The following is a 16,734-nucleotide window of genomic DNA, read 5'->3' on the forward strand; positions in this document are numbered from 1 at the left end:
GGCCATGCTCGCGATAAGCTGTGACTGCGCTGTCGCACTGTAATATTGCCGCAACAATCAGGCGCGCTAGGGGGCGGCGAGCCGCGTGCAAGGGATCGTGCGCCGCCCGCAATCGAAATTCTTCGACCCACACATTTTGACCACCAAGCGAACATTCCGAGAAGGAACGTCCCCATGAAGATCAAATATCTCCTCGCTGCCAGCGTCGCCACGATCGGCACCGCTGTCGCCATGCCTGCCCCGCTTGCGGCGCAGCAGATTACCTCCGGCATCGAAGGTACCGTTTCCGGCGCCGACGGCGTTCCGCTTTCGGGTGCGACCGTGGTCGTCACTGATACGCGTACCGGCCAGGTCAGCACGCTGCGCACCGACACCGACGGTTCGTTCCGCGCCGGTTCGCTCGTCCCGGGCGGCCCCTACACCGTGACCGTCACGGCGGCCGGCTTCGAAGGCCAGTCGGTCGAAGACCAGTTCATCACGATTTCGGGCAACACGTCCTACGATTTCGAACTGACCGCTGCATCTGCCGCAAACAATGCCGATGTCATCGTCGTCACCGCGCAGCGCGCCGGCGTGCAGCAGCTTGCCGTCGGACCGGGCACGGCCTTCGGCGAAGCCACGCTGGAAGCATTCCCGTCGCTGACCCGCGACGTTCGCGACATCATCCGTCTCGACCCGCGCGTCAGCCTCGACCGCGCCAACGAAGTCGACCGTATCTCGTGCCTCGGCGGCAACGACCGTTCGAACACCTTCACCGTCGACGGCATCGTCCAGGCCGACGTCTTCGGCCTCAACGGCACGCCGTTCGCAGCGCGTAACGCCCTGCCGCTGCCGTTCGACGTGATCCGCGAAACCTCGGTCGAGTTCGCACCGTTCGACGTCGAATATTCCGACTTCACCGGCTGTCTCGTCAACGTCGTGACCAAGTCCGGCCAGAACGAATTCCACGGCTCGGCCTTCTTCACCTTCCGCAATGACGACCTGCGCGGCGACTCGCTGGAAGGCGTCGACAACATCGCTTCGCCGTTCGAGGAAAAGCGCTGGGGCGCCACGCTTGGCGGCCCGATCGTCAAGGACCGCCTGTTCTTCTACGCCGGTTACGAGGAAACCGATCTTGGCAACGCCAACGAATTCGGTCCCTTCGGCGGCGGCTTCGCCAACGAAGCGGCCTTCGTGACGCAGGCCCAGTTCGACCGTTTCGCGCAGATCGCGCGTGACGTGTACGGCCAGGATGTCGGCGGCTACCCGGTTACCCTGCCGGAATCGAGCGTGCGCTATTTCGGCCGCGTCGATGCCTACATCACCGACGACCACCGCCTCGAAGGCACGTATCAGCGCCTGGAAGAAACCAATGTCGAATCCGATACCGGCGACCAGGAGCTGACGGGCCTCAACTCGTTCGAGGACGAAGGCACGGTCTCCGACTACTACTCCGCACGTCTCTACTCCGACTGGTCCGACACGATCTCGACCGAGATCCGCGTCAGCCGTTCGGAAGTAGCAGACGTCCAGGGCCCGGTGGGGTTCGGTGAAGCGCAGTCGGACAACCCGACCGTGCGCCTGTCGGTTCTCGTTCCCAACGAAACCAGCGGCCTGATCCCGGGGGGCCAGAACGGCCTGCTCAGCACCGGTCCCGGCATCTTCCGTTCGGCCAACGCGCTCAACACGAAGGTCGACCAGGCCAAGGTCCAGATGAATATCGACGGCGGCGATCACCTGTTCAAGATCGGCGCAGAGGTGAACGACCTGGAAGTCTTCAACCTGTTTGCCATCAACGCGACCGGTACGCTGTTCTTCAGCAGCCTGGACGATTTCGCGGCTGGCCGCGTTGCTCCGGGTGCCTTCTCCAGCGTGTTCGGCGGCGGCGCCGATGCGGTTGCCGGCGGCGCTCTTGGCGGCGGCGACATCTCGGCCACGCCGAGCGGCGACATCAACGAAGCGGCGGCATCTTTCGGCCGCACCATCTGGTCGTTCTACGCCCAGGACGAATGGCAGGCGACCAGCCACCTTTCGATCACGGCCGGCCTTCGTGCCCAGCTGTATGACGGCGACGCCCCGCGTCCCAACCCGCAGTTCGCTGCCCGTTACGGCTTCACCAACGCCAACGCGTTCAGCAAGCTCGACACCGTGCTGCTGCCGCGCCTGTCGGCGACCTACGAATTCGACAATGACGGTTTCTTCTCGAACAGCCGCTTCACCGCGGGTTACGGCAAGTTCTCCGGCGGCGACCCGATCGTGTACTTCTCCAACGCGTTCTCCAACAACGGTTTCTCGACCGGCCAGGAAGACACGTTCGGTCCGTGCGACGCGATCACCAATACCGATGGTTCGATCACCGTTGTCGAGAACGGCCAGTTCACCGGCTTCCCGGAATGCGCCCGTATCGCGGCGTCTGCCGAAGCGGCTGCCGGCCTGTCGGACACCCAGTCGACCGATCCGGACTTCGACGTGCCCACCGTGTCGCGCTTCAACGCAAGCTTCACGACCGATTTCGGCACGCCGACCGGCTTCTTCAGCGGCTGGCGCCTGAACCTCGACTACATCTACTCGCGGTTCCACGACACGCTGAACTTCGTCGACCTGGCGCAGACCCCGGACATTCGCACCAATGGCGGTTTCACCGTCGACGGTCGTCCGATCTACGCTGCAATCGACCCGACGGCCGCTGGCTGCGGTGCGACCCTGGTCGGTTCGGGCGGCACCCCGCCGGTGTACAACAACGTCACGCCTGCCTGTTTCGCGACCGGCCGGGACGACGAGATCCAGCTGACAAACGGCCCGTCCTATGACAGCCACGTCGCCTCGATCAGCCTTGCGAAGAACTTCAATGGCGGCATCATCACCGATGGCGGCAATGTGAACTTCCGTCTCGGCTACGCCTTCACCGACTCCAACAACAACCGGAATGTCGGTTCGTCGACTGCAACCTCGTCCTACGACGTGACGGCAGCCTTCGACCGCCAGAACCCGGCGATCTCGACGTCGAACTACGAGACGCGGCACAATTTCTCCGCCGCCCTCAACCTGCGCGAGCAGTTCATCGACGGCTATGACACCTCGCTGGGCATCTTCTTCCGTGCGTATGAAGGCAGGCCCTACAGCCTGACCTTCGACGGTGGCGGCGTGTTCAACGACAGCTCGTCGGGCAGCGACAACGCGGTTCTCTACATCCCGACCGGTGTGAACGACCCGAACGTGTCGCCCCTGTCGGATGCCGGTGCCGTGGCCGATCTGCTCAACTACCTGAACACCAGCGAAGTTGGTGAGCAGTGCAGCTTCACCGCCGGTCAGTCGATCGCCCGTAATTCCTGCCGCAACGACTGGAACTACGACCTCGACCTGCGCCTGAGCCAGGAAGTTCCGTTCATCGGTTCCTTCACCGGGATCGCCAACGACCGGCTCGAGCTGTTCGCGGACTTCGACAACTTCCTGAACTTCATCGACGACGGGGCGAACATCATCGCTTCGCGCGGTGACTTCGTGGACCTCGTCGATGGCGGCGTGGACGACCAGGGCCGGTACATCATCTCGGGCTTCAACCCGGACGATACCGAATTCGTCGGCACGACCAGCTCGATCTGGCGCATCCAGGTCGGCGTTCGCTACGAGTTCTGATCGAACCTGACATTGCGATCCCGCGGGATCGCACAGGCGGCGGCCCTTCCACCATGGAAGGGCCGCCGTTTGCGTTTCCTCATGCCGCCTGCAGCAATTGCCGGGCGATCTGGCGACTGGCGGCGACGGGCTCGCCCGATTTCAGGGCCCGCTCCAGCGCGCCCGCGTGCTGCCCCAGTTCGTCCTCGCCGAACATCCCTGCCGTTCCGGCCAGCTTGTGCACGATGCGCGCCAGGTCTTCCCGTGCGCGGTCGTCCATGCGGTCCTGCGCCACCAGCGCGCGTACCGCCTCGACCGCCTCGCGCCGCCTCTCCAGCCATCTCTCCCGCGCGCTTTCGGCCACGGGGGAGGGGCGGGGCGCGAAGGAAAGCGTGGCCCCTGCCTCGTCGGCCGATGCAGGCAGCCACCGGTGCAGGGCTTTCAGCAATTCGCCGAAAACCAGCGGTTTCGCGAGATGCGACTGCATCCCGGCCTGCTGCGAGGCGGCGATATCCTCGGGAAAGGCATTCGCCGTCAGCGCGATGATGGGAAGCGCGGCCCCGTCGATCCCGTCCGCCCTGATCCGCCGGGTTGCGGCGTATCCGTCCATGCCCGGCATCTGGACGTCCATCAGCACCAGGTCATAAGGCGCGCCCCCGGCCCGGGCCGCCAGCACCTTCTCGACCGCCTGCGCGCCGTCCACGGCAATGTCCGGGGTGAGGCCGCATCGCTCCAGCATGGCGCCCACGAGCAGGCGATTGACGTCGTGATCCTCTGCCAAGAGGATGCGCGCATCCCGGCGCAGGATCGGCTCGGGCGAGGGGGCAGCGTCCTCGGGCCGGGCGATGCTGCGTTCGCGCGCGCAGACCAGCGGTACGCGCAAGGTGAAGCAGGAGCCTGCGCCTGGCGTGCTCGAACAGCTGAGCGTGCCGCCGAGCAACTCTGCCAGTTGGCGCGAAATAGAAAGGCCAAGGCCGGTTCCGCCATATTTGCGGGAGGTCTTGCCATCCGCCTGCTGGAACGGGTTGAAGATATCGTCCAGCCGCTCGCGCGAGATACCGATGCCGGTATCCTTGACCGCGACGACCAGTTCGCTTTTCGCCGCCCTCGCGGTCACGGAAATGCGCCCCGTTTCCGTGAATTTCACCGCATTGCCGATCAGGTTCAGGATGATCTGCCGCAGGCGCAACTGGTCGATCAGGATTTCCGGCGGCAGGCCCGGTTCGACCGAGGCGGACAGCGCGATATCCTTTTGCTGCGCATGGGCCGCGTGCAGCCGGACACAGCCCTGCAGCAGGTGCGACACGTCGACATTCTCCGGCGTGATGACAATCTGGCCGGCCTCGATCTTGGAAATGTCGAGTATGTCGTTCAGCAGCAGCATCATCGACCGCCCGGACTCGTAGATCAGGTTCGCATAGCGGCGTTCTTCCTCCTGCAGGTCCGCCTTGCGCAGCAATTCGGCAAAGCCCAGCACGCCGTTCATGGGAGTGCGGATCTCATGGCTCATATTGGCGAGGAATTCCGATTTCGCGCGGGCGGCGTTTTCCGCGTGGCGGCGCGCGCGAACCAGTTGCCGCTCCAGGATGACCCGGTCGGTCACGTCGCGGGCGGAAAACAGGATGCCCTCGTGGCTGCCGGTCACAGGGTTCTTCGCGACCACGCAATCCGCCTCGATGAAGACAGGGCTGCCATTCTCGTCGTCGAGCAGCCGGCGATAGGTAAAGCGTTCCTTGGCCGACTGGCCGGACATCAGCCGCTCGTGGGCCGCAAGGATCGTCTCGCGCGCCTCGTCATGCATCCGGTCGGTGGTCTTTTGGCCGAGGAACTCCTCCGGTCCCGCACCCAGGACATCGGCCACCGACGGGGACACATAGGTGCAGATGCCGTCCGCATCGAAGCGCAGGATGGCATCGCTGATATTGCTGGTCAGCAGGTCCAGTTCCTCGCGCCGGGCGGCCAGGGCTTCGGTCATCTGGCGGCGTCCGTGCAGCACGGCGGCCACCGGCAGGCCGATCAGGAAAGCGGACGCGATGAAGGCCTGCAGGACGATCAGCTGCTCGGTCAGCCCGCCATCGATCAGCGTGATGGGGCCCTGCCCGTTCCAGGTGAATACCGTGGCGATGACCGAGACCTTGATGGTCGAGAACGCGGTGCCCAGATTGCCCAGCCTGAAGGCGTAGAGCACGATAACGGGCAGCACCAGGAACAGCAGCGGATAGCCATTCTGCGCAAATACCGCGACCGTCGCGCCCGTGCCCAGCGTCGTCAGCAGCAGCCAGTCGCGCCGCTCCTGAACATCGGGCCAGCGCGGGCGGGACAGGCTGTCGGCGATGACCAGCAGGCAGGGGGTCAGGATCACGATGCCCAGCGCATCGGTCAGCCACCATTTCAGGAACCCGGCCACAGGCGCGGCGCCGTCTGCAAAAAGTGCCGCAGTCGCGACCAGTGCGCTGGCGAGCGGTGCCAGCGTTCCCGCCAACAGGGCGACCATGATCAGTGCGCGGATGTCGCGCATATCCGCAGTCGGCCCGCAAAGGCGGCGCACCAGCGTCACCGCCAGGAATATCTCGATCGAATTGGCACTCGACAGCGCCAGCGCCTTTGCCAGCGTGTCGCCCACTGCCAGGTTGGCCGCGATGCTCCCGGCAAACAGGCAGGCATAGAGCATCGGCTCCAGCGACCTTTTCCGGCGCAGGAGGTATGCGATGGCGAAAGCGTTGGGCACCCAGACCGCCGCGATCCGCCCGCTGCCGCGCGATGTCTCGATACTGGCATAGGCGAGGCAGCCGAATAGGACGCCCCATGCCAGCGCGGTCAGCGCTGCGCGTATATTGGACGGTCGGTCCGCTCTTTTTTTGGTCCAGCCCCTGTCTTGCACCCGGTTTTCCTGCATATTTCGCCCCTTCGCGGTAATTGTAGAGAGCGAAGAGGGTTTGCGGGCGGCACGGCCATCGGTTTAGGGTCCCAAGACAGATTGGCGCCCATCGACGAGGGGATTTGCGACAATGGCCGAGGGCGAGAATTTCATCAGCAGGAAACGGCGGCCGCGCGTCCCCGTGCTGATCGCCATCGCCCTTCTGCATGTCGCCATTTTCTATGGCCTCATACGTGCGCTGGCGCCCGATTTCACGGCCGGGGTGGAGCAGTCGGTGACCGAGGCCTTCACCGTGACAATCACCGCGCCGCCCGAGGAAGAGCCTCCCCCGCCGCCGGAACCCCGGCCCGAACCGGATGAAGGCGCGCAGGGCGATCCGGGGCGCGAGGCTGTGCCGCGCGACACCGCCACACCCACTCCGCGTATCCGCGTGCGCGAGGATCCGCCTGCACCGCGCGCCACCTCCACCGGCAGCGCGGTAAACAGCGGGGCGGCAGACAGCGGTTCGGGCACGGGTGCAGGAGGCTCAGGCGATGGCACGGGCAGCGGCCGAGGCGGCGAAGGGCAGGGCGGCCCCCCGGTCCAGGTGGCTCCGCCCCGCCTGGTGGAAAGCATTTCCGATTCCTCGCTGTTTCCCATTCCCCCCGGCGGCCGGGAAGCGCGGGTGGGCAGGCGGGCCGTCGCCATCCTCAACGTATCGGCCGAAGGCCAGGTGACCGGGTGCCGCATCCGGGAATCGAGCGGCTTCCCGGAAACGGATGCGGCCCTGTGCCGGCTGGCCCCGCAATATATCCGCTTCGAACCGGCGCGAGACCAGAACGGCGAGCCGATGGCCTCTGTCTTCGGTTACCAGCAGAGGTTCTTCAATTGATGCCGGCGTTTTGCAGCCGGTGACGGAATATCAGGAAACGGCTGGTAGGCATCGCATCATGAGCGAACTGATCCATCCCGTGATCCTGTGCGGAGGCGGCGGAACGCGCCTGTGGCCGATGAGCCGGCCGGCGCGTGCCAAGCCGTTCCTGCCGCTGCTTGGCGAGCGAACGCTGTTCCAGCAGGCGCTGGACCGGGTGTCCGGTGGAGGCATCTTCGCAGGGCCGACCGTGGTCGCCGGGGAAGCGCATGTCGGCCATATCCGCGAACAGGGCGGCGATGCCCTGTCCCTGATCGTCGAACCGTGCGGCCGAAACACCGCGCCTGCCATTGCCCTGGCCGCAGCCCGGCTCCCCGTTGATGCGGTGATGCTCGTCTGCCCGAGCGACCATCACATCGGCGACGTGCCTGCCTTCGTTACCGGAGCGCAGGCTGCGGCGCATCTCGCGAAGTCCGGATGCCTCGTGGCCTTCGGTATCGCGCCGGACCGCCCCGAAACGGGCTACGGATACCTCCAGCGGGGCGAGCCCATGGAGGGCGGCTTCGTGCTGGACCGCTTCGTGGAGAAGCCGGACCGTGCGCGGGCCGAGCAGTTCCTCGCCGATGGCCGCTTTAGCTGGAATGGCGGAATTTTCGCGTTCACGGCCGGGCGCTTCATGGAGGAATTGTCGCGCCATCGGCCCGACATGGCCGTGGCGGTGCGGCAGGCGGTTGCCGCTGGCGCATCGGACGGCGCGACGTTCCGCCCGGATGCCGGACCGTTCGAGGGGATCGCCGGAGAATCGGTCGATTATGCCGTGATGGAAAACACGGACAGGGCCGCCATGGTGCCGGTGTCGATGGGATGGTCGGATATCGGAAACTGGCAGGCCCTGCACGAAGCGCGGGCGGCAGGCGGTGCGGATGCGCAGGGCAATGTTGCAGACCCGCGGCACGAACTTGCCTTTTGCTCCAACGTGATGGCCTTCAGCGACGGGCCCCGCATCTCGGTCGTCGGACTGGACGGAGTGATTGTGGTCGTCGACGGCGACGAGGTGCTGGTGACCAGCGCCGACGGGGCACAGGCTGTCGGCCAGCTGGCCGGAGCGAAGGGAAAATGAGTGCCCGCCTGAAAACGCGCACGGTCGAGAAGGTGTGGGGACGGCGCGAATTGCCGGACCCCTTTTCCAACCCCTCCGGCAACCCGATCGGCGAAATCTGGTTCGAGCCTCCGCCCGAACTGGAGCAGTTGCTGGTCAAGTATCTCTTCACCAACGAGAAACTCTCGGTCCAGTGCCACCCCGGGGACGGCAACGCACCGCCGGGCGAGCGGGGGAAGGAAGAGTGCTGGTACGTACTGGATGCACAGCTGGGCGCGAAACTGGCCATCGGGCTGCAGCAGGAGGTTTCGGAAGGCCATTTGCGAGCCGCCGCGCTCGACGGATCGATCGAGAGCCTGCTGGCATGGCACGAGGTTGCGGCGGGCGATTTCTTCTACCTGCCGGCAGGAACGATCCACGCCATCGGGCCGGGACTGTCGCTGATCGAAGTGCAGCAGAACAGCGACATAACCTACCGCCTGTACGATTACGGCCGCCCGCGCGAGCTGCATCTCGATGCCGCGCTGGAAGTCGCCATCCGCGCACCCTACGATGCGGGGCTGTCTCGCAAATTGCCGGAAACGGGCGATGCCGTGCTGGTAGAAGGCCCGCATTTCCGGCTCGAGCGGATTTGCGGTGCGCCCGGTACCGAGCAATGCGAGCGCCTGGCCGCGCGCGCCCTTATCATCCCGCTTTCGGGGGAATACGCGGTCGGTGAAGAGCCGGTTCTCGCCGGGGCGTGCGCGTGGACGCCGGGAATGGACAGGGTGGCCTGGCCGGATGACGGCGTCGCCCTGGTTGCGGCGCCCCTGGACTGACGCTCAAGGTCGATAATCGGCGAGAGCCTTCTCCAGTTCGTCCTTGCCGTAAGGCTTCTGCAGCACGCCGCTGGCGCCGGTTTCCCCGTATCGGTCGGCCATCTCGCCATAACCGGTGGCGAGGACGAAAGGCACGCCCGATGCCGCCAGCTTTTCGGCCACGGGTTCGCTGGTCGTTTCGCCCAGGTTGAAGTCGAGAATGGCCCAGTCGGGCTTTTTCTCGTCCAGCATTGCCAGGGCCTGGTCGACGGACGACGCAACGCGGACCTTGGCGACGCCGAGGTCGCCCAGCAGGCCTTCCACGTCGAGCGCGATGATCAGGCTGTCTTCCACCAGCAGCACGTCGCCCGGAGTATCCTGTGAAGCCTCCTGGACGACGCTGCCCGGCTCGACCGTAGGTGCAGCGCCCGTGCGGTCCGGTGCATCATCCGGCACTTCGCGCAGGTGGGTCGCAGGGATGACGAACCGCGCGACCACGCCTGCGGGGTCGTAGGTGATGTCCGCTTCGCCATTCAGCTCGTGCGGGATGGAGCGGTGGATGATCGTGCTGCCGAACCCCTGTCTCTTGGGTTCCCTGACTTCCGGTCCGCCCGCCTCGCGCCATTCGATTTCGAGGCCGGCGGCTGCATTGCGCGTCAGGGTGACGGTCAGCGTTCCGGTCCCGTCCGACAGGCTGCCATATTTCGCCGAATTGGTCGTCATCTCGTGGATGACCAGCGCAATGACGGTGTAGGCCTCGGGCGTGACATACATGTCCTCCCCGACGACGGAGAAACGCGACCGCTTCGCACCGAGATAGGCTTCCGCCTCGTTCTCGATCAGGCCGGTCAGCGATGCCGGGGACCAGTTTTCGCGGGTGATGTTGTCATGGGCCGATGCCAGCGCGCCGATCCGCCCGCCGATCAGTTCGGCCAGTTCCTTGCCGTCGCGCGTCTCGCGGCTCGACTGGTTCACGAGTCCGCGAATGAGGTTCAGGATGTTGCGGACGCGGTGGTTCAGCTCCGCAATCAGCAATTCGTGCTTTTCCTGCGCCTTCTTGCGTTCGACCGCGACCTCGTCGGTCATTTTGAGCACGACTTCGAGCAGGGCGACGCGCAGCGATTCCGCCAGCCGGATTTCCGAATCGGAGAAATCCGCACTGCGATTGGCAACCGTTTCCTGCCACGCGGCAAAGCTCTTGCGCGGGCTGATGCGAAGGCCCTTCTCTTCCTCGATCAGGACCTTTTCGGGATTGCCCGCCCAGGTCACGACCTGCGGCAGGGGGCGCCGCCAGAGGATGAAGTAATCGCGCGGCGTGCGCGAAATGGGCAGCATCAATGCGCCGGCGGCCTTGCGGGCGAATCCGGCCGCTTCGGGCAACGTGCCGGACAGGTTCTCGCTCACCACCACGCGGCCGCCATTGCTGGCATTGAGCGCGGGCAGGATTGCGCGAAACTCTTCCTCGTTCGGGCCATAGCCTTCCAGCCGGTATTCGCCGTCCACGAAATAGGCTATGCCGTCATGCGGGATGGCCTTGTTGATCGGCTGCCGCAGGGCGAACAGCTGTTCGCTCAGATTGCCGCCATCGGCGACGCTGCGCAGCAGGCGCTGGCGCAAATCGTCACCCAGCGTCTGGACCCCGCGCGCCTCGGCATTGAGCAGCCGCTCGACCGATAGCGAGAACAGTTCGGAAAATAGTTCCGCCATCGTACGCTGGTCGAAACCCGGCAGGCGCGGCGTCATGTGGTGGCACGAGAACATGCCCCACAGTTGCCCGTCGATCACCAGTGAGATCGTGAGCGAAGCGCGGACGTTCATGTTGCGCATGTATTCGACATGCATTTTCGAATGCGCGCGCAGCACGCTCATCGACAGGTCCAGCACGGCTCCGTCGACCGACCGTTCGGGCAGGACGGGAACCTCTTCCGCTTCCATGTCGGCGATGACGCGGAACCGGTTGCGCACCATCAGGGCGCGGGCCTGCTGCGGAATGTCGGAGGTGGGGTATCGCAGCCCGAGGAACGAATCGACCTGGGAATGCCGCTCCTCCGCGACCACTTCGCCGCTGCCGTCGGGATGGAAGCGGTAGAGCATGACGCGGTCATAGCCGAGGATGTCGCGCACCTGGCGCGTGCCTTCCTCCAGCAGGTCCTGCAATTTCGCCTTCTTCTCGAAGCGGGAAAGCAGCGGGCGCAGGGATGACGGGCCGGAAACGTCGTTATCGGAATGCGGTTCGAACTCGACGACGATGGTGGATGCGCTGTCATGCACCGCGACATCGAACAGCTTTCCATTGCCCGTCAGGTCGACACCGAAAATCCGCTCCACGATATCGCCCGAAATCGAGGCGGACATTGTGCGCAGCCGGGCGAAGACCTCTTCTGTCATGACCTGTCGAAGCGGTGTGCCGAGAGCGACCGGGCCATCCTTGCCCAGCATTTCACCGGCATTCGCGCTCGCATTGCTGACGGTCCAGTCATCGGCAAAGGCCAGCAGGGCGCCGAAGGGCTGGATGCAGCCGATGAGGTGAATGGGCTCGCGGTCGCAATTGGTCAGGTCGACCTTTGGATAGCGCTGGATCATGCCGCCATCTCACGGATGCGCGCAGGCAGCATCGTCTCGCACACGGCGCGGAAGTGCCCGAAACACGCCACCGCGCCTGCTATCGCGGCAGTCGCGTCCGCAGGATCCGGGCAAGGCACTTCGATGGCGCGTCGCAATTCGGCAAAATAGGCGATCATGTCGGGCGAGGACAGGAACCGGACTGCAGCTGGCAGAGCCTCGCGCTTGCCGAGGTCGGCGAGCATGGCCCGGTTGCCGAGCGACGATCCGGCCAGGACCCATGCCGCGCCCAGCGGGTCGGCACCGGCAGGAGGATGGAACGCAAGCCCGGCGTCATCTTGTGTATCGGCAGGCGCTTGCATCAGTTCGCCAAGGTCGGCCGCGATGAGCGGGGACATGGCAGGCGGTGCCGGAATCGACATTTGGCTTGTCGCCAGCCAGCCTTCGACCGGGCGGCGCGCTCCGTACTGGACCTGGAGAAACGTGCGGTACTGAGCGGGATCGGCCAGGTCGAGAGCGCCCAGCATGGCATCGAGCAGGTCATGCTCCGCCCGCGTCGCGGCTTTCAGGCGCGAACGAAGCGTCGGAACTCGTCTGTCTATGCTTACGTCGAATCTCCACCAATACGCGACATGGTCACGCACCCTTCGACCCTTGGCCGGGCCTCCAGGGACTCCAATGGCGAAAGGTCGGTCCTGCCGCAAGCCCCGAGGTGCCGCCAACCATACCCGGCACACGAAACTAAGGTTTTGTGATGCCTAACAAATGTTAGACGGGGCCGAGAAGCTTCTGGCCCTTCTGCTGCAGAGCGCCCTTCACGATCGGTTCGAAGAAAGACAGGGCAGCCGGCAGCGTCAGGTCCACCACCACGCGGGCATCCTCGATTTCCACGAAACCGGCCACGGTCTGCCCCATCGCGCCGACCGACAGGGTCATCCGGTCCTCGCTGGGCCAGCCTGTCTCGACCTCGGCCATGCCGCCCGGGATATGGTCGGCCAGTTCATGACTGCGTTCGCGCAGGCGGCGGCGGACTTCTTCCTTGGGCAGGGAATGGGGGATCGGAACGCGCATGGTCTCAGCCTTCCTTTGCCGGGTCCGCAGCGACGGGATCGGCAGGATCGCCGTATTTGTAGTCGAGATAGCGGTGTTTCACGGCAAGGTCGTCCAGCGAGCCTTCGGCCAGTTGCCGTGTCACGTGGTCGATTTCCTTGCTGATCTTGCCCAGCCCTTCGGTCAGCTGGCGGTCCGGCGTGGCCCCGGCCCTTTCTTCGCGCCGCAGGTGGTCGGGAATGCCGCGATAGCTGTCGATCATGTCGGGCAGCGTCTCTCCCACCAATTGCCGCACCTCGCGCGTGGCGGGATGGTCGGCCGGAACCCGTTCCAGCTGCATGCCCAGCGCGTCGAGCTGCACGCCCATATCGGCCACGATCTTCGCGGCCGGAGGGGGCAGGGCGGGGCGCTGGCTTTCCAGCCACAGCTCGGTCCTGCCGACCAGCTGGCGCGCATCGCCCTTGGCCGCAGATGCGCTGATGTCAGCCCGGCCCGGGACCTTTACCTTGGGGAAGCTGGAGAAGACGGCGATGGCGATGACGGTGGCGAGCAGCACGCTCATCACGCCGATAAAGCCGATACCGTTCAGGATCGCGCCCGCTATGCCGCCCGCGACCCAGATGGCGAAGACCGCAATCAGCACGTTGCGGATGCGCTTCACCCAGTTCGCGCGCTTTATCCGGCGCGATCCCTGGCCAATGGATTCACGCCTGTGCCGGCCGCCCGAACGATTGTCGTCGCGCACGATGCTGGCTTCCTGGATCAGCCGGTCGGAATTGCGGGTGAGGTCGTTCATCCTCCCGCGCTCAGCCTTCGATGCTCAGCAGGTCGCTGGTGGCCACCTGCCGCGATGCCTGCGCCTGCCCTTCGGCCCGGGCGATGTAGCCTTTCGACCGCTCGACCTCGTCCGACAGGGTGTCGACCGTCTGCTTCATGCTGTCGAGCGCGCGCAGCTTGAACGAATCGACCTCGTCCATCGTGTCGTAGATGTTCTGGAAGGCGCGCTGCAGCGTCTCCAGCGGAATGGTGCTGCTGGCGGCCTGTTCGTGGATCTTGCCGGTCTGGTCGCGCAGCAGGGTGGACGTGCTGTCGATAATGCCCGCCGTCGTATCGTTGAGCGCGGTGATCTGGCCCAGGACCAGCTTCTGGTTGGTCATCGCCTCGGCCACCGTCACGGCCGTGCGCAGCGCGCCGACAGTGGTGGTGCTGGCGCGGTCGACGCCCTTCACCAGCTCGACATTGTTCTTCTTCACCAGGTCCAGCGCCAGATAGCCCTGAACGCTGACCGCCATCTGGGTCAGGAGATCCTGCGTGCGCTGGCGGACGTAGAACAGCGCGGTCTCGCGCACGGCCTTGGCCTTGGCCGGGTCGACCGCGTCGAGTTCGCTCGCCTTTTCCTCCAGCCGGGTATCCAGCGTCCTGGAGATGTGGATCATCTGTTCGAGGTTGCCCATCGCCTCCCACAGCTTCTTGCGCTCAACATCGATGGCGGCATTGTCCATCAGCAGCTCGTCCTTGCCGCTGGCGAGGTTTTCCAGGATGGACTGGATATGCGTCTGCGCGCTCTGGTAGCTGCGGAAATAGCCGTTGAGCTTGTTGCCGAAGGGGATGATGCCCAGCAGCTTGCGCCCCTTGCTCAGCTTACCCTTCTTGCCGGGATCGAGCTGTTCCACCACGCTGCGCAGTTCGGCAAGGTCGGCGCCAACGCCGTTATCCTTGTCCATCGCGCGCACGGGGCGGTCGAGAAAGCGGTTGGAATGCGAGGCCGCCGCCATGATTTCCTTGCGGCCCATATTGGTCAGCTGGTCGACCTTCTCCCCGAATTCGGGGGAATTGGCATCGGCCGAGACGAGGTCCGCGACGAAGCCTTCGACCTTCTGCGCCAGCTTGTCCTTCACCTCTTCCGACACGGGAACCAGGCCGGCGGCCTTTTCCGGCGCGATGTCGGGCACGGGGTCGGGCGGTGTCAGGTCGAATGCGGGCTTCGTCTGGGTTGTCGTCTCGTTCGTCGCCATATGCGCGTCTGTCCAGCCTCCTCGTCACCGCCCGGGGATGGGCCGTGCATACAACTGTATTAAGGGGCTAAGACACGCTTTTCAAGCAGCCAGCTCGTAAGGTTCGATCTCGCCCGAGAGGTAGAGGCGCTTGGCCTTCGCGCGGCTCAGCTTGCCGGACGAGGTGCGGGGCAGGGTGCGCGGCGGCACCAGTTCCACGACGCAGTTCATGCCGGTGACCGCCTGCACCTTCTCGCGGATGGTATTGCGCAGGCGAACGCGCTCTTCCTCTTCCGAAACGCGGCAGTGGACCAGCACGGCAGGCGCTTCCTCGCCGCCTTCGTCTTCGATGCTGAAGGCCGCGATGTCGCCGTGGTTGAAACCGGGCAGCTGCTCCACCGCCCATTCGATATCCTGCGGCCAGTGGTTCTTGCCGTTGATGATGATCATGTCCTTGGCGCGGCCCACGATATAGAGATAGCCGTCCGCCATGTAGCCCATGTCGCCGGTGTCCAGCCATCCGTCGACCAGCGCTTCGGCGGTGGCTTCGGGATTGCGGAAATAGGAGTGCATAATGCTGGGCCCGGCGCACCAGACCGTGCCGATCTGGTGATCGCCGCGGACATTGCCGCGTTCGTCCCTGATCTCGACCTTCATGTCGGGCATCGGCTTGCCGCAATTGACGATCGCGCGGTAGCGGGCCGGGCGGTCGAGATTGCGCGGACTGCCCGACAGGCGCTCCTCCTCCACCAGTTCCACGCGGATACCTTCGCCCGGCGGCATGACGGTGACGCCAAGCGTCGCCTCGGCCAGCCCGTAGCTCGGCGTGAAGGCGCTGGCCCGGAAGCCGGCATCAGCAAAGGCGTTGATGAAATGCTGCATCACGTCGGGGCGGATCATGTCCGCGCCGTTGCCCGCCGTGCGCCAGCGCGACAGGTCGAACCGTTCGGCCACATTGCTCTGGCTGGAAATGCGGCGCGCGCAGATGTCGTAGCCGAAGGTCGGCGAATAGCTGAGCGTCGTGCCCTGATTGCGGCTGATCAGGTCCAGCCAGGCGAGCGGGCGGCGCGCGAAATGTTCGGTCTTGAGATAGTCGATCGAGACCTGGTTGGCGATGGGCGACAGGAAGCAGCCGACCAGCCCCATGTCGTGATACCACGGCAGCCAGCTGACCACGCGGTCGCCGGGGCCGACCGCCATGGATGCGGCGTGACCGTAGAGATTGTGCAGCAGCGCCTTGTGGGTGACCGCGACCCCGGTGGGAAAACGCGTCGAGCCGCTCGAATATTGCAGGTAGCAGATGTCGTCGGGGCTGGCCTGCGGCAGGTCCACCACCGGTCCGTCGCGCGTTGCCAGCGTTGCCCAGTCGATGCCTTCGCATCCCTGCGCCTGCGCGGCCGCAGCGGCCATCTCGCCGATTTCCGGCGGATAGATGAGCATTTTCGGATCGGAGCTTTGCAACTGGTTCGACAATTGCTCGACATAGGAATCGCGCCCGCCGAAAGTGGTGGGCAGGGGCAGCGGCACCGGCCATGCGCCGACATAGCTGCAGGCGCAGAACAGGGCGGCGAAATCGGGGCCGGTTTCCGCGATCAGGGCGATGCGGTCTTCCTTCTCCACCCCGCTCGCGATCAGGCGATAGGCCATGGCCAGCGCGTCCTCGCGCATTTCGGCATAGGGATAGGGGCGCACCAGCGTGCCCCGCATATCGTGGAAATTCAGCCCCTTCTCGCTCCGCGCCGCGTAATCGACGGCGTCGTTGAAGGTCGCGAAATCGGCCAGCTTGCGTGGCAGCGGGCAGTCGTTCGGCGTCGGAACGAGATCGGCGGTCGGCGTGGTGTCAGTCATGTCAGGAAAAGGCGAAACCCGTATATAGCGCGCCATCGCAGCGCATCCCCTGCGGGGTGCAT

Annotated in this window: 11 protein-coding genes; 4 read left to right on the forward strand and 7 right to left on the reverse strand. The window is 65.2% G+C overall.

What is annotated here, in order from left to right; all coding sequences use genetic code 11:
* Positions 1–174: 174 nt before the first annotated feature.
* Positions 175–3,615, forward strand: coding sequence for a carboxypeptidase regulatory-like domain-containing protein (locus PF049_04155; protein ID WBY17356.1), 3,441 nt, complete (start codon positions 175–177; stop codon positions 3,613–3,615).
* Positions 3,616–3,694: 79 nt separating this feature from the next.
* Here PF049_04155 and PF049_04160 read toward each other — a convergent pair whose 3' ends face one another.
* On the reverse strand, positions 3,695–6,490 hold the full coding sequence (locus tag PF049_04160) for an ATP-binding protein (protein WBY17357.1): 2,796 nt from the start codon (positions 6,488–6,490) through the stop codon (positions 3,695–3,697).
* 112 nt (positions 6,491–6,602) lie between these two features.
* On the opposite strand from PF049_04160, the gene PF049_04165 reads away from it, so the two are divergent.
* From PF049_04165 to PF049_04175, 3 genes are read left to right on the forward strand one after another with little or no spacing between them, the layout of a single operon-like run.
* A complete protein-coding gene (locus PF049_04165) occupies positions 6,603–7,343 on the forward strand; it encodes a hypothetical protein (GenBank protein ID WBY17358.1) in 741 nt (246 codons plus the stop codon).
* 58 nt (positions 7,344–7,401) lie between these two features.
* Entirely contained in the window at positions 7,402–8,442 is a 1,041-nt protein-coding gene (locus PF049_04170; GenBank protein ID WBY17359.1) for a sugar phosphate nucleotidyltransferase, read from the forward strand.
* Positions 8,439–9,239: a class I mannose-6-phosphate isomerase gene (locus PF049_04175; protein ID WBY17360.1), complete on the forward strand. Its 801-nt coding sequence runs from the start codon at positions 8,439–8,441 to the stop codon at positions 9,237–9,239. The genes PF049_04170 and PF049_04175 overlap by 4 nt, the downstream gene beginning before the upstream one ends.
* A gap of 3 nt (positions 9,240–9,242) precedes the next feature.
* On the opposite strand, the gene PF049_04180 is transcribed toward PF049_04175, so the two are convergent.
* The 6 genes from PF049_04180 to PF049_04205 form a co-directional block, all read right to left on the reverse strand.
* Positions 9,243–11,801 (reverse strand): HWE histidine kinase domain-containing protein, encoded by a 2,559-nt coding sequence (locus tag PF049_04180; GenBank protein ID WBY17361.1) that lies wholly within the window; start codon positions 11,799–11,801, stop codon positions 9,243–9,245.
* The gene (locus tag PF049_04185; protein WBY17362.1) at positions 11,798–12,424 is read right to left on the reverse strand and encodes a biliverdin-producing heme oxygenase; all 627 of its coding nucleotides are present in this window, start codon (positions 12,422–12,424) and stop codon (positions 11,798–11,800) included. The genes PF049_04180 and PF049_04185 overlap by 4 nt, the downstream gene beginning before the upstream one ends.
* 124 nt (positions 12,425–12,548) lie before the next feature.
* Positions 12,549–12,851: a polyhydroxyalkanoic acid system family protein gene (locus PF049_04190; GenBank protein WBY17363.1), complete on the reverse strand. Its 303-nt coding sequence runs from the start codon at positions 12,849–12,851 to the stop codon at positions 12,549–12,551.
* A 4-nt stretch (positions 12,852–12,855) separates the two neighbouring features.
* The gene (locus PF049_04195; protein ID WBY17364.1) at positions 12,856–13,626 is read right to left on the reverse strand and encodes a hypothetical protein; all 771 of its coding nucleotides are present in this window, start codon (positions 13,624–13,626) and stop codon (positions 12,856–12,858) included.
* A 10-nt stretch (positions 13,627–13,636) separates the two neighbouring features.
* Complete coding sequence (locus PF049_04200; GenBank protein WBY17365.1) at positions 13,637–14,845, reverse strand: toxic anion resistance protein; 1,209 nt, start codon at positions 14,843–14,845, stop codon at positions 13,637–13,639.
* A gap of 81 nt (positions 14,846–14,926) precedes the next feature.
* On the reverse strand, positions 14,927–16,672 hold the full coding sequence (locus tag PF049_04205; GenBank protein WBY17366.1) for a fatty acyl-AMP ligase: 1,746 nt from the start codon (positions 16,670–16,672) through the stop codon (positions 14,927–14,929).
* Positions 16,673–16,734 lie beyond the last annotated feature (62 nt).

This window comes from Erythrobacteraceae bacterium WH01K, assembly GCA_027941995.1.
Taxonomy (GTDB): domain Bacteria; phylum Pseudomonadota; class Alphaproteobacteria; order Sphingomonadales; family Sphingomonadaceae; genus CAJXSN01.